Annotated in this window: 24 protein-coding genes and 2 tRNA genes; 8 read left to right on the forward strand and 18 right to left on the reverse strand. The window is 63.2% G+C overall.

Features of this window, described 5'->3' with window-relative positions:
• Positions 1-131: 131 nt before the first annotated feature.
• The 15 genes from ybgF to E3U47_RS02625 form a co-directional block, all read right to left on the reverse strand.
• The gene (ybgF, locus tag E3U47_RS02555; RefSeq protein ID WP_134689416.1) at positions 132-941 is read right to left on the reverse strand and encodes a tol-pal system protein YbgF; all 810 of its coding nucleotides are present in this window, start codon (positions 939-941) and stop codon (positions 132-134) included.
• Positions 942-947: 6 nt separating this feature from the next.
• Complete coding sequence (pal, locus tag E3U47_RS02560; RefSeq protein WP_008090230.1) at positions 948-1,445, reverse strand: peptidoglycan-associated lipoprotein Pal; 498 nt, start codon at positions 1,443-1,445, stop codon at positions 948-950.
• Positions 1,446-1,498: 53 nt separating this feature from the next.
• Positions 1,499-2,800 (reverse strand): Tol-Pal system beta propeller repeat protein TolB, encoded by a 1,302-nt coding sequence (gene tolB, locus E3U47_RS02565; protein WP_134689417.1) that lies wholly within the window; start codon positions 2,798-2,800, stop codon positions 1,499-1,501.
• Positions 2,797-3,873 (reverse strand): cell envelope integrity protein TolA, encoded by a 1,077-nt coding sequence (gene tolA, locus E3U47_RS02570; protein WP_134689419.1) that lies wholly within the window; start codon positions 3,871-3,873, stop codon positions 2,797-2,799. The genes tolB and tolA overlap by 4 nt, the downstream gene beginning before the upstream one ends.
• Positions 3,873-4,325 carry a protein TolR gene (tolR, locus tag E3U47_RS02575; RefSeq protein ID WP_011535155.1) on the reverse strand — a complete coding sequence of 151 codons (453 nt, stop codon included), beginning with the start codon at positions 4,323-4,325 and terminating at the stop codon, positions 3,873-3,875. Before tolR ends, tolA begins: the two co-directional genes overlap by 1 nt.
• A 14-nt stretch (positions 4,326-4,339) precedes the next feature.
• Positions 4,340-5,035 carry a protein TolQ gene (tolQ, locus tag E3U47_RS02580; protein WP_023628695.1) on the reverse strand — a complete coding sequence of 232 codons (696 nt, stop codon included), beginning with the start codon at positions 5,033-5,035 and terminating at the stop codon, positions 4,340-4,342.
• Between the two features lie 2 nt (positions 5,036-5,037).
• Positions 5,038-5,490, reverse strand: a complete 453-nt coding sequence (gene ybgC / locus E3U47_RS02585; protein ID WP_134689421.1) for a tol-pal system-associated acyl-CoA thioesterase — start codon at positions 5,488-5,490, stop codon at positions 5,038-5,040.
• 125 nt (positions 5,491-5,615) lie between these two features.
• Positions 5,616-6,662, reverse strand: coding sequence for a Holliday junction branch migration DNA helicase RuvB (ruvB, locus tag E3U47_RS02590; RefSeq protein WP_134689423.1), 1,047 nt, complete (start codon positions 6,660-6,662; stop codon positions 5,616-5,618).
• Complete coding sequence (ruvA, locus tag E3U47_RS02595; protein WP_134689425.1) at positions 6,659-7,276, reverse strand: Holliday junction branch migration protein RuvA; 618 nt, start codon at positions 7,274-7,276, stop codon at positions 6,659-6,661. The genes ruvB and ruvA overlap by 4 nt, the downstream gene beginning before the upstream one ends.
• Before the next feature lie 108 nt (positions 7,277-7,384).
• Positions 7,385-7,909, reverse strand: a complete 525-nt coding sequence (ruvC, locus tag E3U47_RS02600; RefSeq protein ID WP_134689427.1) for a crossover junction endodeoxyribonuclease RuvC — start codon at positions 7,907-7,909, stop codon at positions 7,385-7,387.
• A 135-nt stretch (positions 7,910-8,044) separates the two neighbouring features.
• Positions 8,045-8,797: a YebC/PmpR family DNA-binding transcriptional regulator gene (locus E3U47_RS02605; RefSeq protein WP_134689429.1), complete on the reverse strand. Its 753-nt coding sequence runs from the start codon at positions 8,795-8,797 to the stop codon at positions 8,045-8,047.
• A gap of 109 nt (positions 8,798-8,906) precedes the next feature.
• Positions 8,907-10,682 (reverse strand): aspartate--tRNA ligase, encoded by a 1,776-nt coding sequence (gene aspS / locus E3U47_RS02610; RefSeq protein WP_134689431.1) that lies wholly within the window; start codon positions 10,680-10,682, stop codon positions 8,907-8,909.
• Between the two features lie 94 nt (positions 10,683-10,776).
• Positions 10,777-10,998, reverse strand: coding sequence for an FmdB family zinc ribbon protein (locus tag E3U47_RS02615; protein ID WP_134689433.1), 222 nt, complete (start codon positions 10,996-10,998; stop codon positions 10,777-10,779).
• 92 nt (positions 10,999-11,090) lie between these two features.
• A complete protein-coding gene (locus E3U47_RS02620) occupies positions 11,091-11,429 on the reverse strand; it encodes a ribbon-helix-helix domain-containing protein (RefSeq protein ID WP_134689435.1) in 339 nt (112 codons plus the stop codon).
• Between the two features lie 181 nt (positions 11,430-11,610).
• Positions 11,611-12,084, reverse strand: coding sequence for a Dps family protein (locus tag E3U47_RS02625; protein WP_003254783.1), 474 nt, complete (start codon positions 12,082-12,084; stop codon positions 11,611-11,613).
• A gap of 268 nt (positions 12,085-12,352) precedes the next feature.
• Between E3U47_RS02625 and E3U47_RS25315 the strand changes: the two genes are divergently transcribed.
• Positions 12,353-12,946 carry a cold shock domain-containing protein gene (locus E3U47_RS25315; RefSeq protein WP_134689437.1) on the forward strand — a complete coding sequence of 198 codons (594 nt, stop codon included), beginning with the start codon at positions 12,353-12,355 and terminating at the stop codon, positions 12,944-12,946.
• Positions 12,947-12,963: 17 nt separating this feature from the next.
• Here the strand turns inward: E3U47_RS25315 and E3U47_RS02635 are convergent, their stop codons facing one another.
• Together E3U47_RS02635 and E3U47_RS02640 are read right to left on the reverse strand one after the other, a co-directional pair.
• On the reverse strand, positions 12,964-13,176 hold the full coding sequence (locus tag E3U47_RS02635) for a SlyX family protein (RefSeq protein ID WP_225923052.1): 213 nt from the start codon (positions 13,174-13,176) through the stop codon (positions 12,964-12,966).
• A 2-nt stretch (positions 13,177-13,178) separates the two neighbouring features.
• Positions 13,179-13,598 (reverse strand): HIT domain-containing protein, encoded by a 420-nt coding sequence (locus tag E3U47_RS02640; RefSeq protein WP_134689439.1) that lies wholly within the window; start codon positions 13,596-13,598, stop codon positions 13,179-13,181.
• A gap of 728 nt (positions 13,599-14,326) precedes the next feature.
• Between E3U47_RS02640 and E3U47_RS02645 the strand changes: the two genes are divergently transcribed.
• The 3 genes from E3U47_RS02645 (at position 14,327) to E3U47_RS02655 (ending at position 18,477) form a co-directional block, all read left to right on the forward strand.
• On the forward strand, positions 14,327-15,631 hold the full coding sequence (locus tag E3U47_RS02645) for an OprD family porin (protein ID WP_134689441.1): 1,305 nt from the start codon (positions 14,327-14,329) through the stop codon (positions 15,629-15,631).
• A 156-nt stretch (positions 15,632-15,787) separates the two neighbouring features.
• Positions 15,788-17,503 carry a proline--tRNA ligase gene (locus E3U47_RS02650; protein WP_134689443.1) on the forward strand — a complete coding sequence of 572 codons (1,716 nt, stop codon included), beginning with the start codon at positions 15,788-15,790 and terminating at the stop codon, positions 17,501-17,503.
• A 20-nt stretch (positions 17,504-17,523) separates the two neighbouring features.
• Positions 17,524-18,477, forward strand: a complete 954-nt coding sequence (locus E3U47_RS02655; protein WP_134689445.1) for a hypothetical protein — start codon at positions 17,524-17,526, stop codon at positions 18,475-18,477.
• 31 nt (positions 18,478-18,508) lie between these two features.
• Here the strand turns inward: E3U47_RS02655 and dinB are convergent, their stop codons facing one another.
• The gene (gene dinB, locus E3U47_RS02660) at positions 18,509-19,567 is read right to left on the reverse strand and encodes a DNA polymerase IV (RefSeq protein ID WP_167659426.1); all 1,059 of its coding nucleotides are present in this window, start codon (positions 19,565-19,567) and stop codon (positions 18,509-18,511) included.
• Between the two features lie 210 nt (positions 19,568-19,777).
• Between dinB and E3U47_RS02665 the strand changes: the two genes are divergently transcribed.
• From E3U47_RS02665 to E3U47_RS02680, 4 genes are all read left to right on the forward strand, one after another.
• Positions 19,778-19,854, forward strand: a tRNA-Met gene (locus tag E3U47_RS02665).
• A gap of 225 nt (positions 19,855-20,079) precedes the next feature.
• Positions 20,080-20,156: transfer RNA gene (locus tag E3U47_RS02670), tRNA-Met, on the forward strand.
• A 257-nt stretch (positions 20,157-20,413) separates the two neighbouring features.
• On the forward strand, positions 20,414-23,056 hold the full coding sequence (gene mprF, locus E3U47_RS02675; RefSeq protein ID WP_134689449.1) for a bifunctional lysylphosphatidylglycerol flippase/synthetase MprF: 2,643 nt from the start codon (positions 20,414-20,416) through the stop codon (positions 23,054-23,056).
• Positions 23,056-24,348 (forward strand): virulence factor family protein, encoded by a 1,293-nt coding sequence (locus E3U47_RS02680; protein WP_134689451.1) that lies wholly within the window; start codon positions 23,056-23,058, stop codon positions 24,346-24,348. Before mprF ends, E3U47_RS02680 begins: the two co-directional genes overlap by 1 nt.
• Positions 24,349-24,652 lie beyond the last annotated feature (304 nt).

The following is a 24,652-nucleotide window of genomic DNA, read 5'->3' on the forward strand; positions in this document are numbered from 1 at the left end:
CTGTCCGCCTCCGTCAGGCACTGTCGCGGACTCGACATGGCGTTATCCGCGGCAGCGTGTTTACGAAAAAAGGTCGGTGATTCTAACGAAAAAACCCGCGACAAGCGCGGGTTTCTTTCGAATGGCAAGCTTCAGAGCTTCTGCAGGTCGCGTTGCGCCAGCTGCGCGGCGGAGGTGCCGGGGTACTGGGTGATGACCTGTTGCAGGATGCCCTTGACCTTGTCGGTGTGGCCTTGGCGGCGCTCGACGTCGGCCAGCTTGTACAACGAGTCCGGCACCTTGCTGTGCTGCGGATACAGCTGGCTGACCTTGGCAAAGGCCTGGCCGGCGCCTGCCAGGTCGCCCTTGGCCAGGTTGACCTCGCCCAGCCAGTACTGGGCGTTGCCGGCATACTGGCTGTTGGGGTACTTGCGCAGGAAGGCGTTGAACGCCTGACTGGCCTTGTCGAAGTCCTTCTGCTTGATCAGGTCGAAAGCGGCGTCGTAATACAGCTTCTCTTTCGCCGGATCACCCGGCTCGCTGCTCGCGGCCGGAGGCTGCGCGGCGCTGGCGCCGGCAGCGGCACCCGTGGCTGCGTTGCTCGCGCCACCGGTGGAAGAATTGTCTGGAGTCGCGGCAGGCGCGGCACCGCTGCCAATGCGGCGGTCGAGATCCTGGTAGCGCTCGAGGTTTTCCTGCTTCATGCGCGACACATCGTTCTGCAGCTCTTCGATGATGCCTTGCTGGCGGGAAATCTGGTCCTGCATCTGCTGCAGCTGCATGAACAGCTGGCCATTTGCAGAAGCAGGGGCCGAAGCCCCTGCTCCGGCATAGGCGCCGCTCGTGCCATAACCCGCAGGTGGATAGCCACCCGCGTTGTCATCTACTACGGGAACCGCAGCCCACGCCGAAAGGGGCAGGCTGAGTGCGAGGACGGTTACAGCACGGCGGCACATACGCATAGGAACTTACTTACGCAGTTCTACGCGACGGTTCTGAGCCCAGGACTGCTCGTCGTTGCCGGTGGCAACTGGACGCTCTTCGCCGTAGGAGACCAGTTCCAGCTGAGCTGGGGAAACGCCCTGCAGGACCAGGTAGCGTTGAACGGCCTTGGCACGACGCTCACCCAGAGCCATGTTGTACTCGCGGGTGCCGCGCTCGTCGGTGTTGCCTTCCAGGACAACACGGTTGCCGTTGGACTTCAGGTCCTTGGCGTGAACGTCCAGGGCGCGCATGGCTTCTGGCTTCAGATCCGAGCTGTCGTATTCGAAGTAGAAGGTGGTGATTGCGCGCAGGGCGGCTTCTTCGCTCAGGGAGCCGTCGACAGCGCCAGTGTTGGCACCGTAGCCAGCGTTCGGGTCAACAGCGCCTTCACCAGCGTTGTCACCGCCTTTCGAGGAGCAACCTACAGCTACAGCCATGGCCAGAGCCAGCGCAGCGAATTTACCAAACTTCAGCATTTCCATCGTGAAACTCCTAATGAAACCCCAGTGTGTTAAGCAAAAATATTACGCCGCAATCAGTTCAGGTAAGGGGACCAGGACGGTTCTCTGACTTCGCCTTGAGCGGTAGGAAGTGGGAGCCTCACACGGCCGTTAAGCGACACGAGCATCAAGACTCCCCGGCCCTGCTGGCGGGTGGCGTAGATTAGCATGGTGCCGTTTGGCGCAACAGTGGGAGACTCATCAAGACTGGTCTCGGAGAGAATCTTTACACTTCCACGTTGCAGGTCCTGGGCAGCCACCTTGAAGTTGGTGAAACCCTGCTGGCGATGGATCATCACCAGGGTCTTCTCGTCCGCCGACAGTTTCGGGTTGGCGTTGTAGTTACCGACGAAGGTCACGCGCTCGGCACCACCGCCACCAATCGACTGTTTATAGATCTGCGGCTTGCCGCCACGGTCGGAGGTGAAGTACAGGGTGTTGCCATCCTTGCCCCAGAATGGCTCGGTGTTGATGCCCGGGCCAGCGGTGACACGGGTGATCTGGCGCGAGGCCACGTTCATCACGTAGATGTCCGGGTTGCCATCCTTGGACAGCACGAACGCCAGGCGGGTACCGTCCGGCGACCAGGCCGGCGCGCCGTTCAGGCCTTCGAAGTTGGTGATCTGCTCGCGGCGACCGGTGTCGATGTGCTGGACGAAGATGCGCGGGCGCTTCTGTTCGAACGACACATAGGCGATGCGCTTGCCATCCGGCGCGAAGCGCGGCGACAGGATCGGCTCACGGGATTGCAGCAGGGTCACCGCGCGGGCACCGTCGTAGTCCGAACGCTGCAGGGTGTAGCGGGTGTTGTTGGTGGAGAAACGCTCGGCGGTCACGTACAGCATGCGGGTAGAGAACGCCCCCTTGATGCCGGTGAGTTTCTCGAACGACTGGTCGGCGATGTAGTGCGCCATGTCGCGCAACTGGTCGACGCCGCCGGCCACGCTGCCGGTCAGCACCTGCTGCTCGGTGGCGACGTTGAACAGGGCGTACTGCACCTGCAGGCGGCCACCGGACGGCACGATGCTGCCAACCATGACGTACTGCGCGCCCAGTGCTTTCCAGTCACGGAAGATCACTTCGCTGGCCTGGGTCGGCAGGCTGATCATGTTCTGCCGCGGGATCGGCGAGTAATAGCCGGAGTTGCGCAGGTCATTGCCGATGATATCGGCCATGTCCTCGGGCAGCACGCTGCCACCCTGCAGGCCGAACGGCACTACCGCGATGGGGGTGGCCCGGTCGCTACCGCTGGTGACCAGGATGTTCTTTTCCTCTGCCACAGCCAGGCCTGCCACGCAGCAGAGCAAGACCAGGAGTCCTCTCAGACGTTTAATCACAACGCTAGATCCTCAGGTGTAAATGTCATCTTGAATGAACGATACGGATTGAATTCGTTCGGCTTCAAGCCCTGCATCTCGGTCAACCGACCAATGTTCTTCACCGCGGCCACGGCCGAGCTGTCGAACGGACCGTCGCCACTGGATTTGGCCACGCTCACGTTGGTGATGGTGCCGTCTGGCAACATGTTGATCTGCAGAACTACCGTCATGCCCTTGCGCGCAGATGGCGGACGTGCCCAGCCCTCGGCCGCGCGCATGCGAATCAGGTCGTCGAAGTCGCCGGCCACCTGGTCACCCTGCTCGTCGGCCAGCGCCTGCTGCCGCTCGGTGGTGTCGGACAACAGCTCGGCCAGTGCCTGCGCCTTCTTGTCTTCCGCCGCCTTGCGGGCCGCTTCCTGTGCCTTTTTCTTCTGGGCGTCTGCCGCGGCCTTTTTCTTGGCCTCTTCAGCTGCCTTCTTCTTCGCGTCCTCGGCCGCCGCTTTCTTCTTGGCGTCCTCGGCTGCTTTTTTCTTCGCGTCTTCGGCGGCTTTCTTCTTCGCCTCTTCCGCGGCTTGCTTCTTGGCTTCCTCGTCGGCCTTCTTCTTGGCCTCTTCCTCAGCCTTCTTCTTGGCGATGTCGGCCTGTTGCTTTTCAGCGGCCTTCTTCGCTTCTTCAGCTTTCTTGGCCTCGGCGGCCTTCTTCTGCTCGGCGGCCTTGGCGGCCTCTTCCGCTTTTTTCGACTCGGCGGCCTCGCGGGCCTCCTCGGCCTTTTGAGCGGCGTCGGCTTTCTTTTGTTCCGCGGCCTTCACGGCCTCCTGCTCGACCTTCTTCTGCTCCAGCTGCTCGACCTCGGTCTGGCGCGAAGCCGTTTTCTTGGCTTCCCCGGCAATCTTCTGATTGGTCTGGGTGGTCGCCTGGCTCTTGGACTTGAGCTGGTAGAGCGTGGCCTGGACGATCGGCTTGGACGGCGGCAGCTCCGGGGTCATGGCGAAGCTGACGAACAGCATGCCGAACACCAGCACGTGCAGCGCAATGGCCCAGACACTGGGCCAGAAATAGCTTTCCGAGGCGGATGGCTCTCGCTGTTGCATCAGGGCGCCTCGGTAATCAGGCCAACGTTTCCGACACCGGCCTTCTGCAACCCGCCCATGGCGCCCATGACCGCGCCGTAGTCGACGGCCTTGTCACCACGGATGAACACCTGGGTCTGCTTGCCCTGGTCGCGGCCGGCAGCGATGATCTTGGTCACCGCACCGGTCATTTCCGGCAAGGTCATGGCCTTGTCCATCTGCTTGTCGGTGTCGACTTCGCTGCCAAGGTTCCAGTAGTAGGTCTTGTCGGCCTTGATCGAGATGGTCAGGACCTGGACGTTGTTGTCCTGCGGCAGGGCTTCGCTGGAAACCTTGGGCAGGTCCACCTTCACGCCCTGGTTGAGCATGGGGGCGGTCACCATGAAAATGACCAGCAGCACCAGCATCACGTCGATGTAGGGCACCACGTTCATCTCGGCGACCGGCTTGCGTTTGTGGCGAACTCGGGCCATGGGTTTCTACCTGATCACTCTTCGCTGGTGTGTACTTTGCGGTGCAGGATCGCCTGGAACTCGTCGGCGAAGGTGTAGTAGCGACCAATCAGCACTTCACTGCGCGCGGCAAAACGGTTGTAGGCGATAACGGCCGGGATCGCGGCGAACAGGCCGATCGCGGTGGCGATCAGGGCCTCGGCGATACCCGGAGCCACGGTGGCCAGGGTCGCCTGTTGGGCGCTGGCCAGGCCGCGGAACGAGTTCATGATGCCCCACACGGTACCGAACAGGCCGATGTACGGACTGGTGGAACCGACTGTGGCCAGGAACGGCAGACTCTGCTCGAGCTTTTCTTCCTCGCGGGAGATGGCGACGCGCATGGCACGACCGACGCCTTCCATGACCGCGTCCGGATCGACACCCGGCTGCTGGCGCAGGCGCGAAAACTCCTTGAAGCCGGCACGGAAGACCTGCTCGACACCCGAATCCGGGTCTGGGTTGCTGCCGGCCTGGCGGTACAGCTTGGACAGGTCGATGCCCGACCAGAAGCGCTCTTCGAAAGCGTCCAGTGCACGACGACCGGCGCGCAGCATGGTGCTGCGCTGGAAGATCATGATCCAAGAGGTCACCGAGGCTGCCACGAGGGTCAGCATTACCAGCTGAACCACGACACTGGCATTGGCGACCAGGCTCCACATGGAGGTATGGTCGACGACGTTTGCTTCCACGCTTATTCTCCTGCGTTCGATTGAGTACCCGTGCCGTCCGCCAAAAAGGCGTCGCGCAGCTCTGGGGGAATGGCCCGGGGTTTGAAAGTGTCGGCGCGCACCGCGGCCACAAGGAACTGCCCCTCGCAGAGCAGCACTTCATCCTTTGCTCGCCATACCTGCTGCACGAAGCGCAGGCTGGCGCGATTCAATTCAAGCACTTGCGCGGTCACCCGCAATTCGTCGTCCAGGCGGGCCGGCGCGTGGTAGCGCGCCTCGCTGGAATGGACCACGAACAGCAGGTTGTCCTGCGCCAGCTGGGCCTGGGAGAAGCCCAGGTGTCGCAACCGCTCGGTACGTGCGCGCTCCATGAATTTGAGGTAGTTGACGTAGTACACCACGCCACCGGCGTCGGTATCCTCGTAATAGACGCGACAACGGTGTGCGAACGGTTCCAGCCGATTTTGCGCGCGCATACTCTAGTGCTTACTCCTGTACTTGCCAATCCGCCTCGGCAACTGTTTTTGCATCGATAATGTCGTATTGCCAGCGAGCGTAGGGCATGTCAGCGGTAGGACCACGAAATTACCGATTCGATCTGTCATTCATCGTCCTGCGCGGCATATTCCCCGCCTTCGCAGAAGCGCCCGGGGATGTTCAGGCCGAAATGCAGGTAGGCATGCCGGGTGACCACGCGGCCACGCGGGGTGCGCATGATGTAGCCCTGCTGGATCAGATAGGGTTCGAGCACGTCCTCGATGGTGTGACGTTCTTCGCCGATCGCCGCGGCAATGTTGTCCAGGCCTACCGGGCCGCCGTCGAACTTCTCGATCATGGTCAGCAGCAGGCGCCGGTCGGAATGATCGAAGCCACGTTCGTCGACATCCAGCAGGTTCAGCGCCATGTCCGCGACCGCCTTGGTGATCTCGCCCTTGCCGCGCACTTCGGCAAAGTCGCGTACCCGTCGCAGCAGGCGATTGGCGATCCGCGGCGTGCCCCGCGCCCGGCGGGCGATCTCGAATGCGCCCTTGTCGTCCATTGGTAGCCCGAGAATACCGGCCGAACGGCTGACGATGGTGGCCAGATCCTTGTTGCTGTAGAACTCCAGGCGCTGGACTATGCCGAAGCGGTCGCGCAACGGGTTGGTCAGCATGCCGGCACGGGTGGTGGCGCCGACCAGGGTGAACGGTGGCAGGTCGAGCTTGATCGAGCGCGCGGCCGGGCCTTCGCCGATCATGATGTCCAGCTGGAAGTCTTCCATCGCCGGATAAAGCACCTCTTCGACCACCGGCGACAAGCGGTGGATCTCGTCGATGAACAGCACGTCGTGGGGTTCGAGGTTGGTCAGCATCGCCGCCAGGTCGCCCGGGCGCTCGAGGATCGGGCCCGAGGTGCTCTTGACCGACACGCCCATTTCCTGGGCGATGATGTTGGCCAGGGTGGTCTTGCCCAGGCCTGGCGGGCCGAAAATCAGGGTGTGGTCGAGGGATTCGTTGCGCCCGCGCGCGGCCTGGATGAACAGCGCCATCTGCTCGCGCACCACCGGCTGGCCGATGTACTCCTCCAGGCGCAGCGGGCGGATCGCGCGGTCCTGGACCTCTTCGCGGTCGCGGCCACTGGCGGCGATCAGGCGGTCGGTTTCGATCACTTGGCAATCATCCCTTTAAGGCTGCGACGGATCAGCTCCTCGCTGCTCAGGCCGGCCTTGTCCTTGATCGCGGCAATCGCCTTGCTTGCTTCCTGCGGCTTGTAGCCCAGGGAGACCAGGGCACTGACCGCGTCGGCCTCGGCCGAGGACTCACTGGCCGCCGGCAGTGGGCCGTCGGAAACCAGGGTGAACATCGCCGGGGAGGTTTCCCAAGCCTTGAAGCGGTCCTTGAGCTCGACCAGCAAGCGTTCGGCGGTTTTTTTACCGACACCCGGCACGCGCACCAGGACCGAGGCGTCCTGGGCCTGCACGCAGCGCACCAGTTCGTCCACTTCCAGGCCAGACATCAGCGCCAGCGCCAGCTTCGGCCCCACGCCGTTCAGGCGGATCAGCTCGCGGAACAGTTCGCGCTCGCGCTTTTCGGCGAAGCCATAGAGCAGGTGGGCGTCTTCGCGTACCACCAGGTGGGTGTGCACGGTCACTGGCTCGCCGACCTTGGGCAGGCGATACAAGGTGGTCATCGGCACTTCCAGCTCATAGCCCACGCCGTTGACGTCGATAATCAGGTGTGGCGGTTGTTTCTCCGCCAAGGTGCCACGCAAACGTCCAATCACGTTCCGATCCTTCCTCTCGGGCGCCGGTCGAAAACCGGTCCACCCTATCAGCAAATGCGCCAGGTGAGCGCGTCACCCGGACAAAATGTGTATCAGCGCATGAAGCAGCTACAGACGCAAGCGCCCGCCGCGCCGTCGCGCCGTCGTCAAGCCATGGGGAATCAGGCTGGAGCGGGTATGGGCATGGCACAGGGCGATGGCCAGGGCGTCCGAGGCATCGACCTGGGGCTTTTGGGTCAGCTTGAGCAGGTGCATCACCATCAGCATCACCTGCTCCTTGTTGGCGCCACCGGTGCCAGCCACGGCCTGCTTGACCTGGCTGGCGCTGTACTCGGCGATCTCCAGGCCTGCCTCGGCGGCGGCGACGATGGCCGCGCCACGGGCTTGGCCCAACTTGAGCGCGGAGTCGGCGTTACGCGCCATGAACACCCGCTCGATGCCCATGGTCACCGGGCCGTGCTGGCGGATGATCTCGCTGACGCCGCGAAACACCACCAGCAGGCGGTCATGCAGCTCGCCATCGCCGGTACGGATGCAGCCGGAGGTGACGTACTCGCAGCCGCGTGCGGTCTGGCGGACCACGCCGAAGCCGGTGATGCGCGAGCCGGGGTCGATACCAAGAATCAGGGTCATAGCGCCTACGAATGTGTACGAATTTTTGCCGGCCTTATCGCGGGACAAGCCCGCTCCCACAAAGGCTACACCGCAAATTGGCGCAGCCCTTGTGGGAGCGGGCTTGTCCCGCGACAAGGCCGATTACCGAAACGATCAGCCGAGCATTTCCATGATCTCATCGGAAATCTGCGCATTGGAGTAGACGTTCTGCACGTCGTCCAGGTCCTCGAGCATGTCGATCAGCTTGAGCACCTTCTCCGCGCCCTCCTGGTCCAACTCGGCGCTGGTGGTCGGCTGCATCACGATCTCGGCGTCGGACGCCTTGAAGCCGGCCTCTTCCAGGGCATTGCGCACGGCATAGAAGCTGTTGAACGAGGTAAACACGTCAAAGGAGCCGTCGTCGTTGACCACCACGTCATCGGCATCGGCCTCCATGGCGGCTTCCATCAGCGCATCCTCGTCAACCTTCAGTTCCGCGGCGAAGCTGATCTGGCCCTTGCGCTCGAACAGGTAGGCCACCGAACCGTCGGTACCGAGGTTGCCGCCACACTTGGTGAAGGCATGGCGCACGGCAGCGGCGGTACGGTTGCGGTTGTCGGTCATGGCCTCGACCATGATCGCCACGCCACCCGGGCCGTAGCCCTCGTAGCTAAGCTCCTCGACGTTGTCGCTTTCGTTGGTGCCAGCCCCCCGGGCCACGGCGCGGTCGATGATGTCGCGGCTCATGTTGGCGCCCAGGGCCTTGTCCAGCGCCAGGCGCAGGCGCGGGTTGGACGCCGGATCACCACCACCCTGCTTGGCAGCGACGGTCAGTTCGCGAATCCACTTGGTGAAGACCTTGCCTCTCTTGGCATCCTGGCGTTCTTTGCGGTGCTTGATGTTCGCCCACTTGGAATGACCGGCCATAACGACTCCAAATCCTTGAAACAGAAACAGGTTCCGCCCCGAAGGGCGGAACGTGGGAACAGTGCGCCGAAGCGCCTGGGCGCATCCGCCGGGACGCGCCCGGTGCCGATTACTCGACCTTGGTCTGCTCGCGCAGACGGATGTGCAGCTCGCGCAGGGCCTTGGCGTCGACCATGCCTGGGGCCTGGGTCATGACGCACGCGGCGCTCTGGGTTTTCGGGAAGGCGATCACTTCACGGATCGACTGCGCGCCGGTCATCAGCATGACCAGGCGGTCCAGGCCGAAGGCCAGGCCACCGTGCGGCGGTGCGCCGAACTTGAGGGCGTCGAGCAGGAAGCCGAATTTCTCTTCCTGTTCTGCAGCGTCGATGCCCAGCAGGCGGAACACCGCTTGCTGCATCTCCTTGCGGTGGATACGGATCGAACCGCCACCCAGCTCGGTGCCGTTCAGGACCATGTCGTAGGCGCGCGACAGGGCGGTGGCCGGGTTGGCCTCCAGCTCTTCGGGGGTGCACTTGGGCGCGGTGAACGGGTGGTGCAGCGCGGTGAAGCTGCCGTCTTCGTTCTCTTCGAACATAGGGAAGTCGACGACCCACATCGGCGCCCACTGGCAGGTCAGCAGCTCGAAGTCGTGGCCCAGGCGGATACGCAGCGCGCCCAGGGCTTCGCTGACGACCTTGAACTTGTCGGCGCCGAAGAACACGATGTCGCCATCCACGGCGCCAACGCGGTCGAGGATGTTGTTGAGGTTGGCCTCGGGAATGTTCTTGACGATCGGCGACTGCAGACCCTCGACACCCTTGGCGCGCTCGTTGACCTTGATGTAGGCCAGGCCCTTGGCACCATAGATGCCGACGAACTTGGTGTACTCGTCGATCTTGCTGCGCGGCATGCTGGCGCCACCAGGCAGGCGCAGGGCGGTAACGCGGCATTTAGGGTCGTTGGCGGGGCCGGCGAAGACCTTGAAGTCGACATCCTTGAGCTGGTCGGCAACGTCGACCAGTTCCAGCGGAATGCGCAGGTCAGGCTTGTCGGAACCGTAGCGGCGCATGGCTTCTTCGAAGGTCATGTGCGGGAACTCGCCGAACTCCAGGTCCAGCACTTCCTTGAACAGCTTGCGGATCATGCTCTCGGTGAGGCCCATGATCTCGCTTTCGTCGAGGAAGCTGGTCTCGATATCGATCTGGGTGAATTCCGGCTGGCGGTCGGCACGCAGGTCTTCGTCGCGGAAGCACTTGGCGATCTGGTAGTAGCGGTCGAAGCCGGCGACCATCAGCAGTTGCTTGAACAACTGCGGCGACTGCGGCAGGGCGAAGAAGCTGCCAGCGTGGGTGCGGCTCGGCACCAGGTAGTCGCGGGCACCTTCAGGCGTGGCGCGGGTCAGGATCGGGGTTTCGACGTCGAGGAAGCCGTTTTCGTCGAGGAAGCGGCGGATGCTGCTGGTGATGCGCGAACGCAGACGCAGCTTGTCGGCCATTTCCGGGCGGCGCAGGTCGATAAAGCGGTAGCGCAGGCGGGTTTCTTCGCCAACGTCGGAGAATTCGTTCAACGGGAAGGGCGGAGTCTCGGCTTCGTTGAGCACCTTCAGCTCGTAGCCCAGCACCTCGATGCCGCCGGAGGCCATGTTCGGGTTGACCGCGCCTTCAGGGCGCTTGCGCACCTTGCCGGTGACCTGCACGACGTATTCGCTGCGCACGCGGTCGGCATTGGCGAATGTCTCGGCGCGATCCGGGTCGAACACGACCTGGGCCATGCCTTCGCGGTCACGGATGTCGAGGAAGATCACCCCGCCGTGGTCGCGGCGACGATGGACCCAGCCGCAGAGGGTGACTTCCTGGCCGTCCAGGGACTCGTTCAGTTGGCCGCAATAATGGCTGCGCATCATGATGGTGGTTTCGCTTCTCGTGATTCGTGTATTCGGTGGAGGTCTTGGCCGCCCTGGGGGCTAATACTGCAAGACCCGGGCGGTGCAATTCAACTCAGTCGGCCTTTTCGCCGCCTGCCAGATTCTTTTTTGCCCCGGTCTTGAAATCGGTCTCGTACCAGCCATTGCCACTGAGGCGAAAGCCGGGGACCGACAGCAGTTTCTTCAGCGCCGGCGCCTGGCACGCCGGGCAATCGGTCAAAGGCGCGGCGCTGATCTTCTGCAACACCTCAATCCGGTGTTCGCAGGCGGCACATTGATAGTCGTAAAGGGGCATGGCGTGTCTCGTCAACCACATCGCAAGCTGCCCACGGCAGCAAAGAGCGGGATTATATATGGTTAAGGAGTGCTGTGCAGCCCGCCCGGCAGTCAATGCGCGTCCGGCGCCTCCTGCAGCCAGGCCACGCAGATCACCCGTACCAAGCCGCTGAAATTTCTCACCCCGCCATGGCGCAGGTGCACCTCGCGGTCGATGTACGACAGCAACGCACTCACCGAACAGCGATTGGCCCCGGCAATCCGCTCGAGGATCCGCCAGTACACCGCCTCGAGCCGTAAACACGTGGCGAAGCCATTGAGCCGCACCGAACGGGACACCGGGCCGGCCTGCCCCATGTCGAAATCGCGCTTGAACGGGTCGATACGCGGCTTCGCCACTCCCGCCCCCAGCCTTGCATTGCCATTGATCCCACCTGCCGCACACTCCATCACATCGCTCCATCGTGACCCGATCACCCCCTCGCCGAAACGAGCGGAATCCATGGCCTCAATGAAGCGCCGACATGCGAATGGATATCAGCAGCAAAATATTCCCCATAAACGAACAGGCCCGACACCCAAAAGGGTGCCGGGCCCGGCTCAAAGGCGACGCAGGGTATTCAAGCGGCAATCATTTCCCGTCGAGCAAAACGCGCAGCATCCAGGCGGTTTTCTCGTGCACCTGCATGCGCTGGGTCAGCAGGTCGGCGGTCGGTTCGTCACTGACCTTGTCGACCACCGGGAAAATACTGCGCGCGGTGCGCACCACCGCCTCCTGCCCCTGCACCAACTGCCGGATCATCTCGTCGGCTGGTGGCACGCCTTCTTCCTCCTTGATGGAAGAATGACGGGCGTAGAAGGCATACGAGCCTGGCGCCGGGAAGCCCAGGGCGCGAATGCGCTCGGCGATGGAGTCGACGGCCAGGGCCAATTCGTTGTACTGCTCCTCGAACATCAGGTGCAGGGTACGAAACGACGGACCGGTGACGTTCCAGTGGAAGTTGTGGGTTTTCAGATACAGCACGTAGGTGTCCGACAACAGGCGGGACAGCCCGTCGACGATGGACTTGCGATCTTCTTCACTGATACCGATATCGATTGCCATGAAGTTCCCCTTTCCATAAGGCTTGGCGAGCAAGCGGGCAGCGGCCACTGTAACAAGAGTTGCGCCGCCGCGCATGCGACACGGGGCTGCAGCGACAGCTCAGTTTGAGAACCCCCCGCCTTTGCTGTTAAATAGGCAGCGTGCCACCCGTGCGGATTGTCAGTGCCGGGTGCATAGGCTGGACCGTCACGTTTTAGCGCCTACACCACACGCGCACCGTGCGACCAGCTCATCCTGTGATCGGCCTTATCAACGTGAGCCAAACCTAATGTTCAAGATCGTCCATCTGGTGACGGGCGTGGCGGCTTTGCTGCTATCACTCATACCCACTCTGAAAACTGACGCTACACCCTTCCTGCAACAACCCGAAGCCGTCTACCTGGCACTGCTCGGGCTGCTCAACCTGGTGCTGGCCCCAGCACTGCCGCAGTACTACAAGGCCATGCGCCAGCAACTGCAACGCGCCAGCAGCATCCTGCTGGTGCTGGCAGTTGTGCTGCAGACCCTCACCCTGCTGGCCCGTCCGGAGCTGGGCAACCTGCCGGCGCTGGCCTGCGCCGCACTGGCGACCGCCCTGCACCTGCTCGCAGGCTTCGTCCGCGGCACGCGAAAGGCCCGCTCAAGCTTGGGCAGCGCCCAGGACGCCGGCCTGCGCGATACCGGCACGGTGAAGTGGTTCAACACCTCCAAGGGATTCGGCTTCATTTCCCGCGATTCCGGTGACGATATCTTCGTGCACTTTCGCGCCATCCGTGGCGAGGGCCATCGCGTCCTGGTCGAAGGCCAGCGCGTGGAGTTCTCGGTGATGCACCGCGACAAAGGCCTGCAGGCCGAGGACGTGGTCGCGGTTTCGCGCCGCTGACCACCCTGCCGCCGCCCTCAATAATGAGGCGGCGGCGCTTCCTCTCCCCCGCCGCCCTGCTGGCCGGCCATCTCTTCGTAACGCTTGATCAGCTCGGCCATCTGCAACTGCAGGCGGTCGATCACTCGGCTCTGCTCGACCACTACGTCATTGAGCGCTTGCAGGCTGTCATCCTGGAAAGCCTGGCGGGTTTCCAGCTCGATCATGCGCATTTCCAGTTCCTGGGACATCCTCAAGCCTCCGTGAAGCTTTCGCCCAGCAGCGCACGCACCTGCTGGCCAATGGTGTCGAGCTGCGCCGGAGTGTAAGCCACGGCCGCCACCTTGCCCCAGACCGGCGCCGGCCAGGCGGCATCGCCATGGCGCCGCACGATCACATGCATGTGCAGTTGGCTGACCACGTTGCCGAGGGTCGCGACGTTCATCTTGTCGGCGGCGAACGCATCCTTCAAAGCCTCGGCCAGGGCGGTGGTTTCTTCCCACAACTGGCGCTGGTCAGCCTCGTCGAGCTCGAACAGCTCGCTGACATCGGCGCGGCGCGGCACCAGGATGAACCACGGATAGTTGGCATCCTTGCTCAGCAGCAACTGGCACAGCGGCAGATTGCCCAGAACCACGGAGTCCTGTTGCAGACGCGAATCGAGGGTGAACACGGCAAACCTCCTTACAAACGAACAGCCCACCTGCACAGGCGGGCACAAGGGCGCAAGGATACTCCGCTTCGCTCCCATCGACACCCGTAGCACGCCAGTGGCGACCCACTTCGGTAACACAGCGCTACTTTTCGCACCAAAAAAGAGCCACTTTGCAAACCACCACCACACATCCGTCACATAAAACAGCCAGGATCAACAGTTGTAGGTAACACCTTGACTTGGAAGGCAGCTTGTCGATCCTGCTGCCACATCTTGTCACTGCGTATACCTGGACTGGCCGCACCCCATATTTCCGGAGGTTTCCGAGGGCCCGCCGCAGGTTTTGTGAAAATTTCATCAAACGTTCGTGATTTTGAGCACGCTTGTTGCATTCGCTTCACGGCACGTCGGCACGCCTCCTGCCAGGCAGGATGGACGCGACAAATAACAACAGCGGCATCGGATAAACCAGGGAGTTTCACAAGCCGAACTTTGTGTTTATACATTCATGACGGTTTTGAGACAGCGCTGGCGTTGTACGCCTATTAACAAGGCGTGATTTGCGACATGGAAACAGCCAACAGCGACATAGCCGTAAAGTTACCGAAAGGTTGTTTTACCCCATATCGCCAAGAATAGTCCGCGTGATATACATTTTCGCCGACATAACAAGAAAGAGCTGCCCCATATAATTAAAACACTGGGCGCAGCGGTACTCTTCCTAAAAACCAAAGGAGCAAATCACGATGCGCGTGATGAAGTGGAGCATGATCGCCCTGGCCGTAGCGGCAGGGACTTCGCAGATGGCTGTCGCCTCTTCCCAGGACGAAGCCAAGGGTTTCGTCGAAGACAGCAAGTTGAACGTCAAGATGCGTAACCTGTACTTCAGCCGTGACTATCGCAACACCGAGTCGGCCGGCAACAAACTCGCCGGCCTGCGCCACGACCAGCGCGAATGGGGTCAAGGCTTCATCGGCACCTTCGAGTCGGGCTTCACCCAAGGCACCGTGGGTGTCGGCGTCGACGCCATCGGCCTGCTGGGCCTCAAGCTAGACAGCGGCCGCGGTTACTCGGGCACCGGCCTGTTCCCCACCGGTTCCGACCAGCGCTCCCAGGATGACTACTCCAAGGGTGGCGTCGCGGTCAAATTCCGTATTTCCGACACCGTATTGAAAGTGGGCGACCAGTTCACCGCCCTGCCGGTATTCGCCACCGACGATAGCCGCCTGTTGCCTGAAACCGCACAAGGCGCATTGCTCACCAGCAATGAGATCAAGGGCCTGACCCTGCATGCCGGCCGCTTCACCAGCATGACCGCCCAGTCCGAGACCGACCGCGATAGTATCAGTGACGGCCTCGGTCGCCGCGGCCTGAAGGAAGCGGACGTGTTCGGTGGCTCCTACGCCTTCACCGACAGCCTTTCGACCAGCCTCTACTACTCCAAGGTCGAAGACTACTGGCGCAAGTACTACGCCAACGTCAACTGGGCGCTGCCGATCTCTGACAAGCAGGGCCTGGTGTTCGACTTCAACATCTATGACACCAAGGGCGAAGGCGACAACCTGTACCGCGCCACCGCCGACGGCGACAAGCTCGACAACCGCGCCTACAGCTTCTCCGGCGCCTACAATATCGGCGCCCACACCTTCACCCTGGCCTACCAGAAAGTGACCGGTGACGGCGAATACGCCTACGGCATCGACGGCGGCGGCAGTATCTTCCTGGCCAACTCGGTGGCTCGCTCGGACTTCAACGCCGAAGGCGAAAAATCCTGGCAAGCCCGCTACGACCTGAACTTCGCCGAGTTCGGCGTGCCTGGCCTGACTTTCATGACCCGTTATGTACGCGGTACCGGCGCGCACACCGGTGCCACCAACGACGGCAAGGAATGGGAACGCGACATCGACGTCAAGTACGTGCTCCAGGAAGGCCCGGCCAAGGACCTCAGCTTCCGCGTGCGCCAGGCCACCTATCGCTCCTCCGACGCGGTCTACTCCAACTCGCTGGACGAACTGCGCCTGATCGTCGAGTACCCGCTGAGCATCCTGTAAGCCCCCGCTTGCAGCGCTTCGCGAATAGAAGCCCGGCCAAGCGCCGGGCTTTTTCATGGCTGACAAGCGCACCGCCCTGGGGCATCCTGTACGCTTTCGTTTCGCCCCCGTACAATGCGGGGTCATTCAACATTCAGGCAATCGACACGGCTCACCATGCGCACCAGTCAATATTTGCTCGCCACCCAGAAAGAAACCCCGGCAGATGCAGTGGTCATCAGCCACCAGCTCATGCTGCGCGCCGGCATGATCCGCAAACTGGCTTCCGGCCTGTACACCTGGCTGCCGATGGGCCTGCGAGTGATGCGCAAGGTCGAAGCGGTGGTCCGCGAGGAAATGAACGCCGCCGGTGCCCTCGAAGTGCTGATGCCGAGCATCCAGCCCGCCGAGCTGTGGCAGGAATCCGGGCGCTGGGAGCAATACGGCCCCGAATTGCTGCGCCTGAAAGACCGCCACCAGCGTGATTTCTGCGTCGGCCCGACCCACGAAGAGGTCATCACCGACCTGGCGCGCAACGAGCTGTCCAGCTACAAGCAACTGCCACTGAACATGTACCAGATCCAGACCAAGTTCCGTGACGAGATCCGTCCGCGCTTCGGCCTGATGCGTGGCCGCGAGTTCATCATGAAGGACTCCTATTCCTTCCATGCCGACCAGGCTTCCCTGCAGGAAACCTACGACCGCATGCACCTGGCGTACTCCAACATCTTCACCCGCCTGGGCCTGGACTTCCGCCCTGTGCAGGCCGACACCGGCTCGATCGGTGGCAACTATTCCCACGAGTTCCACGTACTCGCCTCTTCCGGCGAAGACGATGTGATCTTCAGCGATACCTCCGACTACGCCGCCAACATCGAGAAGGCTGAAGCCATTCCGCGCGAAACGGTGCGCCCGGCGCCGACCGAAGAGCTGCGCCTGGTCGACACCCCGAATGCCAAGACCATCGCACAACTGGTCGAGCAGTTCGGCCTGCCGATCGAGAAAACCGTCAAGACCCTGATCGTGCACGGTGCCGAGGAAGGCAAGCTGGTCGCCCTGGTGGTCCGTGGCGATCACGAGCTGAACGAAATCAAGGCTGCCAAGCTGGAACAGGTCGCCGACCCGCTGGTCATGGCGTCGGACGCCGAGCTGCACGCCGCCATCGGCGCTGGCGCTGGCTCGCTCGGCCCGCTGAACCTGCCACTGGAATGCGTGATCGACCGCTCGGTCGCGTTGATGAGCGACTTCGGCATCGGCGCCAACATCGACGACAAGCACTACTTCGGCGTGAACTGGGAGCGCGACCTGCCGGTGCCGCAAGTCGCCGACTTGCGCAACGTCGTCGCGGGCGATCCGAGCCCGGACGGCCAAGGCACCCTGGTGATCAAGCGCGGCATCGAAGTGGGCCACATCTTCCAGCTCGGCACCAAGTACAGCGAAGCGCTCAAATGCCAGGTTCTGGGCGAGAACGGCAAGCCGGTGATGCTGTCCATGGGCTGCTACGGCATCGGTGTGTCCCGCGTGGTCGCCGCCGCCATCGAGCAGAACCACGACGACAAGGGCATCATTTGGAACGACGCCCTGGCACCGTTCCAGATTGCCCTGGTCCCGCTACGCTACGAAACCGAGGTGGTGCGCGAGGCGACCGACAAGCTGTACGCCGAACTGACAGCCGCCGGCTACGAAGTGCTGCTGGACGACCGCGACAAGAAGACCAGCCCCGGCATCAAGTTTGCCGACATGGAGCTGATCGGCATCCCGCACCGTATCGTCGTCAGCGACCGCGGCCTGGCCGAAGGCAACCTGGAGTACAAGCACCGCACCGAGTCCGACGCCCAGGCGCTGCCGCTCAATGAAGTGCTGGCCTTCCTGCAGGCTCGTATCCGCCGCTGATAACTGTTGCGCGAGTGATCATGTCCAAGCGAAGTACCTACACCCTGGGGGGCGCCGCACTGTGCGGCGCCCTGTTCCTCGGCGGCTGTGCCAACCAGATGTCCCAGCGCAGCGACCACGAGGAGCGCGTCGAGCGCAAACTGCTCGAGCATAGTCTGCAGATCGATGTCGGCGAGCCCAAGGTCATGGAGCTTCCGCAACGGCGCGTGCGCATTCACGAACAGCAACGGTTCGAGGTCACCGAATTCGAGGTGACCCGCCACTACGACCGCTACACCCCCTACCAGCCCTGGCGGGAGATCTACGAGATCCCGCTGGGCGCGGTGGCAGTGGTGGCCGGCATCGGCGCCAACGTGGTCAATGTGTTCGCCCTGGGCAACCTGCCGGACAGCGTCACCCATGACTGGCTCAGCTACGGCGTGGACGGGATCAACCCGTTCATGAACGTGCCGTCCAACGGCCGCGCCCAGCAGAACCTGGCCGGAATCAACGAAGTCGAGAAAGGCAAGCGCGAGGAGTTCACCAGCCTGCCGTGGAACGAACGCCTGGTCGAGGTCAAGGCCGGCAAGAAAACCCACGAGCTGACCACCGACAAGAACGGTGTGCTGCGCCTGAACCTGTTGGACAGCCCATTCTCCGAGCAGAACCTCAACCACATCGGCACCCTGCACCTGCAAGTGGTCGATGAGGACAAAGGCGTGCGCGGCGATGCCAGCCTGTTGGTCAGCGGCAACCTGCGCAGCAAGCTGCTCGAGGCCCATGAGCTGATCTTCGATGACCTGGAGGACGACGATGTCGGCCAGTGGGTACATCGGGTCAAGCGCCTGTCGGAGCTGGGCCTGGAAGAAGAAGCCAGCGAACTGGAGCAGAGCCTGATCGAACTGACCCGCAACGACCCGGAGCTGCAACAGGAATTCGTGCAGAGCCTGACCAAGGCCACCGGGCGCCTGGTGGCCGACCCGGGCGTGCAGTAAATAGAAGAGGGGCTGCTTGGCAGCCCCTCTTCTATTTATCTTCGAACAACTCCAACTGCTCATGCGCCCCGCGCAGATCGCGCAGCCTTACCCCAACGCCCAGCAACCGCACCGGTTTGCCGCCCCGGGCAAACGCCTGGCTGAGCAACTGCCGATAACTTTCCAGCCCCCTACCCGCCCCCGCCTGCTCCAGGGTGGTCTGGCTGAAATCATGGAACTTGACCTTTACGAAGGGCTTGTCGGGCCGATAGCTGCTGTCCATCCGCGTAATCCGCTCGTTCAGGCTGGCCAGCAGCTCCGGCAGTTTTTCCAGACAACTGTCCAGGTCAGGCAGGTCATGGTCGTAGGTGTTCTCGACGCTGACTGACTGCCGTCGACTGTCGTTCTGCACCGCCCGCTCATCTATACCCCGCGCCAGCCCCCACAGCCGCTCACCGAAACTGCCAAACTCGCGAACCAGTGCCAGCCGCGACCAGTCGCGCAGCGACAGACAGGTGTCGATCCCCAGCCGCGAGAGCTTGTCCGCCGTCACCTTGCCGACTCCGTGCAAGCGCGCCACCGGCAGATGAGCAACGAACTCTTCCACCTGATCGGGAGTAATGACGAACAGGCCGTTGGGCTTGCGCCAATCACTGGCGATCTTGGCCAGGAACTTGTTCGGCGCCACCCCGGCGGAAACCGTGATATGCAGTTGCTGGGCCACCCGCCGGCGAATGTCCTCGGCAATCCGTGTGGCGCTGCCGGCAAACCACTGGCTGCCACTGACATCCAGATAGGCCTCGTCCAGCGACAATGGCTCGATCAGCTCGGTGTAGTCGCGAAAGATCGCGTGGATTTCCCGCGACGCCTCGCGATAGGCCTCGAAACGCGGCTTGACGATCTCCAGGTCCGGGCACAACTTCAATGCATGCCCCGAGGCCATCGCCGAGCGCACGCCATAGGCACGCGCCTCATAGTTGCAGGTGGCGATCACCCCACGCTGGCCCGGCTGCCCCCCCACCGCCATTGGCCGACCGACCAGGCGCGGGTCATCGCGCATCTCGATGGCGGCGTAGAAGCAGTCACAATCAATGTGGATGATCTTGCGCAGGGACATGGACGACAGCCACTACTGTAAATTCATACAGATACTACCGTAAGGCCGTCAGACGAGACAGCCTGACGGCGACAATCGGGCTGAAAGCCCCGTCGCGACTGACCTGCGCCATGATCAGGGGCGCTAAGGGATTGAACGAAAAAGGATTTTTTTGAATTAGTGCTTGACACCCCCAGGGAAATCCGTAGAATTCGATTCCACAGGCGCGGGATGGAGCAGCCTGGTAGCTCGTCGGGCTCATAACCCGAAGGTCGTCGGTTCAAATCCGGCTCCCGCAACCAGATTCAAGAAAAGGCCACTGTTTCGACAGTGGCCTTTTTTATTGCCTGGTGTTTACCCGTAGACGCCAAGCTTGCTGGCGCAGCAAACAGCGCCGTGCATGGCACCCACTATGCCGCTGTTCGCAGGCAAGACCGCTCCCAGTACCGCGACACCGAAAAAATTACGGAAAATCAAAGATTAACGCTTGACACCCGAGCATAGATCCGTAGAATGCACACCACTGACGCGGGATGGAGCAGCCTGGTAGCTCGTCGGGCTCATAACCCGAAGGTCGTCGGTTCAAATCCGGCTCCCGCAACCATATTCGTCAGAACAAACCCCGCTTATCGAAAGATAACGCGGGGTTTGTTGCATTTAGCCCCCGCAAAATCTCCCCTCTCCCCCCACCGCCAGCCCTTGGTTACCGCGCCCTGGCCGCGTGGCTGCATGAACTATCTTTAACTATCCTGAAACAGATTAAGCCGCCGGCCCGGAGTAATATTCGGATACGTTTTTCCAAAGGGACTTTCACTTGGCCGTACCTCGCCCGCGCCTCGCGCCCACCGCACGAGGCATTTCATGACCGCTCCCACACCCGACACCCAGGCTCCGCTGACCGCGGCCTTGCCTGCGGCCGCGCAACACCTGCCCTGGCTGGAACGCCTGAGCAGGTACCGTCAACCGCTGGGGCTGGCCCTGACCCTGCTGCTGTTCGCCCTGGGCCTGGTCGCCTGTCGCCACCTGCTGAGCGAGCTGGACATCTATGCCCTGCACGATGCGATGCTCAGCGTGCCGAGCCAGTCGCTGCTCGGTGCCTTCCTCGCCACGCTACTCGGCTTCGTGATCCTGCTCGGCTATGAGTGGTCGGCCAGCCGCTATGCCGCCGTGCGATTGCCGCCGCGCACCCTGCTGCTCGGTGGATTCAGTGCGTTCGCCATCGGCAACGCGATCGGCCTGTCGATGCTCTCTGGCGGCTCGGTGCGCTATCGCCTGTATGCCCGCCAGGGCCTGGGCGCCGCGGAAGTGGCGCGCATGACGGTGTTCGCCAGCTTGTCGCTGGGCTGCGCACTGCCACCGCTGGCGGCGCTGGCCACCCTCAGCGACCTGCCGGCCGCCGCCAGCGCATTGCGCCTGCCACCCATACTGCTGGGCAGCATCGCCGCCGCCGTGCTGCTGGTGACCGTGGCGTTGGTGATTGGCCTGTATCGCCGCCGCCTGCCCGAACAGCCACTGGCCGACAGCCTGCTGGTGCAGTTCGGCCGCCGCACCCTGCGCTTGCCGGGCGCCCGCCTGAGCGCCCTGCAATTGCTGATTACCGCGCTGGACGTCGCCGCCGCCGCCACCGTGCTCTACCTGCTGCTGCCGGAGGCGCCGCCCTTCGGCGCATTCGTGCTGGTATACCTGCTGGCCCTGGCCGCCGGGGTGCTCAGCCATGTGCCCGGCGGCGTCGGGGTGTTCGAGGCGATCCTGCTGGCGGCGTTCGCCAACCAGCTGGGCGCCGCGCCATTGGCGGCCGCGCTGCTGCTGTACCGGCTGATCTACGTGGTCCTGCCGCTGTTGGTGGCTTGCGTTCTGCTGCTGGCCAACGAAGCCCGCCGCTTGATGGTCACCCAACAGGCGATCCGTGCGGCCTCGGGGCTGGCCGCGCCGGTGCTGGCGATCCTGGTGTTCCTCTCTGGCGTGGTGCTGCTGTTCTCCGGGGCCACCCCTGAGATCGACAGCCGCCTGGAGCACATGGGTTTCCTGATTCCGCACCGGTTGATCGATGCCTCGCACTTCGGCGCCAGCCTGGTCGGCGTGCTCTGCCTGCTGCTGGCCCAAGGCCTGCGCCGGCGCCTGTCGGCCGCCTGGTTGCTGACCACCGTGCTGCTGCTGGTCGGCGCGCTGCTGTCGCTGCTCAAGGGCTTCGACTGGGAAGAGGCCAGCCTGCTGAGCTTCACCGCCGCCCTGCTGGCCCTGTTCCGCCGCTCGTTCTATCGCCCCAGCCGCCTGCTGGAACTGCCGTTCTCGCCGGTGTACCTGGTGGCCAGTGCCTGCGTGGTTGGTGCCTCGGTGTGGCTGTTGCTGTTCGCTTACCAGGACGTCCCCTACACCCACAAGCTGTGGTGGCAGTTCACCCTCGATGCCGATGCGCCACGAGCTTTGCGCGCAGCGCTTGGCAGCGCGGTGCTGCTGGTAGTCGTCGCGCTGACCTGGCTGCTGCGCACCGCGCGCCCGGTGATCCACCTGCCGAGTGACGAGGAACTGCAACGCGCCAACCGCATCCTGCTGGCCTCCGACCAGCCTGACGGCGGCCTGGCCCTGACCGGCGACAAGGCCCTGCTATTCCACCCCAGCGACAACGCCTTCCTCATGTACGCCCGCCGTGGCCGCAGCCTGGTGGCGCTGTACGACCCGATCGGCCCGGCCCAGGAGCGCGCCGAGATGATCTGGCAGTTCCGCGACCTGTGCGACCTGCACCATGCCCGCCCGGTGTTCTATCAGGTGCGCGCCGAGAACCTGCCGTTCTACATGGACATCGGCCTGACCGCGATCAAGCTTGGCGAGGAAGCGCGGGTCGACCTGCGCCGCTTCGACATCGACGCCAAGGGCAAGGAGATGAAAGACCTGCGCTACACCTGGAACCGTGGTGGCCGCGACGGCCTAACCCTGGAGATCCACGAGCCTGGCCATGCACCGCTGGCCGAACTCAAGGAAATTTCCGACGCCTGGTTGAGCGGCAAGAACGTCCGTGAGAAAGGCTTTTCCCTGGGCCGCTTCAGTGCGCAATACCTGCAGCACTTTCGCATCGCCCTGATTCGCTTCCAGGGCCGCCCGGTGGCCTTCGCCAACCTGCTGGAAACCCACAGCAACGAACTGGCCAGCCTCGACCTGATGCGCGCCCACCCCGAAGCACCGAAGCTGACCATGGAATTCATGATGGTTGGCCTGATCCTGCACTACAAGAGCCACGACTATGGGCGCTTCAGCCTGGGCATGGTGCCCCTTTCCGGCTTGCAGCCGCGCCGTGGCGCGCCCTTGACCCAGCGCCTGGGCTCGATGGTGTTCCAGCGCGGCGAACAGCTCTACAACTTCCAGGGCCTGCGGCGCTTCAAGGACAAGTTCCAGCCGGACTGGGAACCTCGCTACATGGCCGTGCCAGCCGGGCTCGACCCGCTGGTGGCATTGGCCGATACCGCCGCCCTGATCGCTGGCGGCCTGACTGGATTGGTGAAACGTTGATGATCCGACGCTATTGGCTGTATGTACTGATTCCCCTGCTGCTGGCCGCCATGGCCGGGGCCACGGCCTTCTGGCTGTGGACCCGACCGGCACCCCAGGCGCGCCTGGAGCACCTGACGCTGAACGATGGCAGCCACCTGATCCGCGCCACCCCGGGTGTGCACGCCAAAGCCCGGGTGGCCATCGGCGTGCCCCAGGAGCAAGCCCTGAGCGATAAACAACTGCTCGACCTCAGCCAGGCCGGCGAAGCCCAGCTGGTGCAGGTGATCCTGCCACCTGCCGACTGCGCCAAACAACAAGCGGCGATGGACCAGGCCCTGACCCAACTGGCCGACAAGCCAACCCTGGTCGCCGGCATTGGCCCGGGCGCTGCCCAGGCCTGGCGTTGGCTGGCCACCCAGACCGACGACAAGGCGCGGGCCATCTCGGTGGACTTCACCCTCGAGCAACCCGGCTGCCCGGCCGCGCTGCCCAAGGCCGCGCCCCACGGCCACTGGAATGTGGCCTGGAACGACAACCCCGACGACGCCAGCGCCGCCTTCGTGCGCGACCAGGCCAACGCCGAGACCAGCATCGCCGACTACGACATCCACCTGCCGCAGGTGCTCAAGGCCCAGCTGACCCAGGCCCTGGTCGGCCAGGACGGCAATGCCCTGGCCATCCCGGTGGTCGAGGTGCCCGCCGGACAGAGCACCGACACCGTCACCCTGTTCCTTTCCGGCGACGGCGGCTGGCGTGACCTGGACCGCGATGTGGCCGGTGAAATGGCCAAACTCGGCTTCCCGGTGGTGGGTATCGACACCCTGCGTTACTACTGGCAGCACAAGACCCCGGAGCAGAGCGCCGCCGACCTGTCCGAACTGATGCAGCACTACCGGCAGAAATGGGGCACCAAGCGGTTCGTGCTGACCGGCTATTCGTTCGGCGCCGATGTGCTGCCGGCCATCTACAATCGCCTGTCCGCCGAGGACCAGAAGCGTATCGACGCGGTGATACTGCTGGCCTTCGCCCGCAGCGGCAGCTTCGAGATCGAGGTCGAAGGCTGGCTGGGCAAGGAAGGCCAGGAGGCCCCGACCGGGCCGGAGATGGCCAAGCTGCCAGCGGCCAAGGTGGTGTGCATCTATGGCGTGGAAGAGACCGACGAAAGCGGCTGCACCGACAAGACGGCGGTGGGCGAGCGCATGAAGCTGCCCGGTGGCCACCACTTCGACGAGAACTACCCGGCACTGGCCAAGCGCCTGATCGATGAGATCGAGACGCGCCAGGGGAAGTCCAGCGTCGCTGAAAAATGATGTGAAAGCGGACCGCTGCGCGGTCCATCGCCAGCAAGCCAGGCGCCTACAGGACCGAGACGACCAGCAAACCCCGTAGGAGCCGGCTTGCCGGCGAACACCGGCATCGCCGGTGCCAGCCTCCGCGGCGCCTGGTTCGCCAGCAAGCTGGCTCCTACAGGACCGAGACGGCCAGCAAACCCCGTAGGAGCCGGCTTGCCGGCGAACACCGGCATCGCCGGTGCCAGCCTCCGCGGCGCCTGGTTCGCCAGCAAGCTGGCTCCTACAGGACCGAGACGACCGGCAAAACCCGTAGGAGCCGGCG

This window comes from Pseudomonas sp. RIT623, from assembly GCF_004519305.1.
In the GTDB taxonomy this organism is placed as follows: domain Bacteria; phylum Pseudomonadota; class Gammaproteobacteria; order Pseudomonadales; family Pseudomonadaceae; genus Aquipseudomonas.